General features: G+C 55.5%; 2 protein-coding genes. Both read right to left on the bottom strand.

Annotated features, from left to right (window positions below):
- Positions 1-383: 383 nt before the first annotated feature.
- Positions 384-860, bottom strand: a complete 477-nt coding sequence (locus tag QMK24_RS41090) for a hypothetical protein (RefSeq protein WP_283472025.1) — start codon at positions 858-860, stop codon at positions 384-386.
- Complete coding sequence (locus tag QMK24_RS41085; RefSeq protein ID WP_283472024.1) at positions 854-2,026, bottom strand: polymorphic toxin-type HINT domain-containing protein; 1,173 nt, start codon at positions 2,024-2,026, stop codon at positions 854-856. The genes QMK24_RS41090 and QMK24_RS41085 overlap by 7 nt, the downstream gene beginning before the upstream one ends.
- Positions 2,027-2,165: the final 139 nt, after the last annotated feature.

Genomic DNA, 2,165 nt, shown 5'->3' with positions numbered 1-2,165 from the left:
GCAAGACCATTCACTTGGACCGCAACCGCCGAAGAGATTCTGGCGAAGGTCCGCCTCGTCCAGACCAGCATCAAGAAGCTCGTTGCAAACAACTCGAAGTGACGCAATCAGGATCACGAGACACTAGGAGGCGGCAATGATCTGAAGCCACCCCAACCGCTCTCGACGAGACATTGTCGTCCACTTCCGGTGTCGAATAGCGCAGCCCGCGATGAGTTCTGCATGTCGCTCAGTATTGGACACTTGATACAAACCGCGCCAGCTCGCCGCGCGACCCGAATCCCAAGCAGAGGCCCGGTGTCGCTGGCTAACGAGGAGCCAATTCTTCCATGCCCTACCCGCCACCCACATTCGCGTTCGATCGGTCACCCATACCAGACTACTCAAACGCCACCCGATTGATCACCAGGATCTCTAGGCTGATCATTTTCAAAACGAAGCTGATCGACGATGTCTAGATCCCCTTCGGTACTAACGACTACGATCCACGATCGATCCACTGCAAGGAAAAAGTGGTGCTCAGGAATTTCGAGCAACTCGGCGACAACCGAAGAGCAGATGGCGTTCGTAAAACGTACCCCATAGGGGGAGAGTCCATCTCCGACGTGCTCAACCACTGAATCCGGAAGGGTGCGCAGGCATACTTCCTTGGCCGCCATTGCCGCTAGCCGAATTTCATCGTCAATTCGCCAGTGCGCATGCCTGCCTGACACGCGAGGCCAATCAATCTTCGTTCCAATGGTCGGAAATTGAAGACTTAGCCAGTCGAAGATAGCCGAAGCATCACAACGCTCCAGACTCTCAAGCGGCGGGGCGCCATATACGGTATTCGCCCAATAATTTTCAGTCATCATCAACACCCAAAACGGCCTTGGATTTTCGTTACAGTTGACTCGGCGGCATCGAAAGTAAAGTGTGGACCTTTTTCCTTTCCACTCCAGACATTGATATGAGCGCCATTGCGCTCGTCAAACTCGATCCTGAATCCCGTCTTTCCGTCGCTGGTCTGCATGCCGATCGGCTTACCTTGAATTGTGCCAAATTTGCCAATTGTTGGCCTTCCGGCATTGAACCCACGCTGCTCAAGCCAACCCAGCGCCTTATTCATCGCCTGGTTGTAATCATCGCCACCGTCATTGTGCACCAGCACCGGCGTATTACCCGCGAGTACATAGTACGTGTGCAAGTCGCGGACGGTCAGATTGTACGCAGCCTGAAGGCGATGGAGGTGTTGGACCGAGACGATACGCAGGGGCTCGCCGGTGGCGGAGAGCAAGTCCATGCCGGCTCTCAGATCCGTTGCATCGATCCATGCGTGTGCGCTGGGCGACCAGATGGGGTGGTGATCGGTGGCCGTGAGGGTGCTCTGTCGCTCTTCTCCGTTGACGGTGATGGTGGTGAAGTCGGTGTCGTCGGTGGCGACAATAGTGGCGTCAACTTTTCGGGCGCCGGAGCGTGAAGTTTCCGGGTCCGTGGATGCGACTTCGTCACCGATTTGGAGCTTTTCGATCGGTTTGACTGATCCATCCGCGAGCAGTACCAGGGTGCCTTCTGGGAAACTGTTGCACGGTGCCCCTTTCGGCTCTTCGGCATTTGCGAGCCCCTTACCAAGCCCCTTTTCTATCCCGGCCTCAAACTGAAGCCAATATGCAGTTGTTTCTATTGCTATCTGCTTAAGACTCTTCCGCGCCGTGCACGTAATTCCTTCCTGCCCGCATATATCCCTGTACATCACCGTTTCGACGGTGCTATCCCAGGGGATTTTGTTGCAATTTTCATCGATCCCCATCATGCAGTTCTCGTTGGGGTTCCATGTGTGCGAACTGTATGCATGGTTGAAAACTTCAGAGTGCTTGCTGTAAGCCTTGTCGATTGCGTTCGCGACATCTTCGGCCGTGCCGCTCACCTTGAACGACCCCACGGACACGGTGGTGGGTGTTTTCGGGGACTGGTTAACTTCGCTTGGATTCTTCCCCCCTGATGTCCGGTCGATGGATTCGCTACCTTTGCCGCCATTAGTTGGCATGCAAGGTCCGCTGGGTCTGTACAGCGAACGGTGGAACTCGGTCGGTTGATTTCTAGCGGCGTCCGGCGGTGAGCCGGCCGTCGAATGCCATGTCGAAGGCTTGGAGTGCGGCCTTCCATCGCATGGTCCAGCGTTTACG

The sequence above is a fragment of the Streptomyces sp. PH10-H1 genome, assembly GCF_030063355.1.
Classification (GTDB): Bacteria; Actinomycetota; Actinomycetes; order Streptomycetales; family Streptomycetaceae; genus Actinacidiphila.
This window is presented reverse-complemented; position numbering and strand designations above follow the sequence as displayed.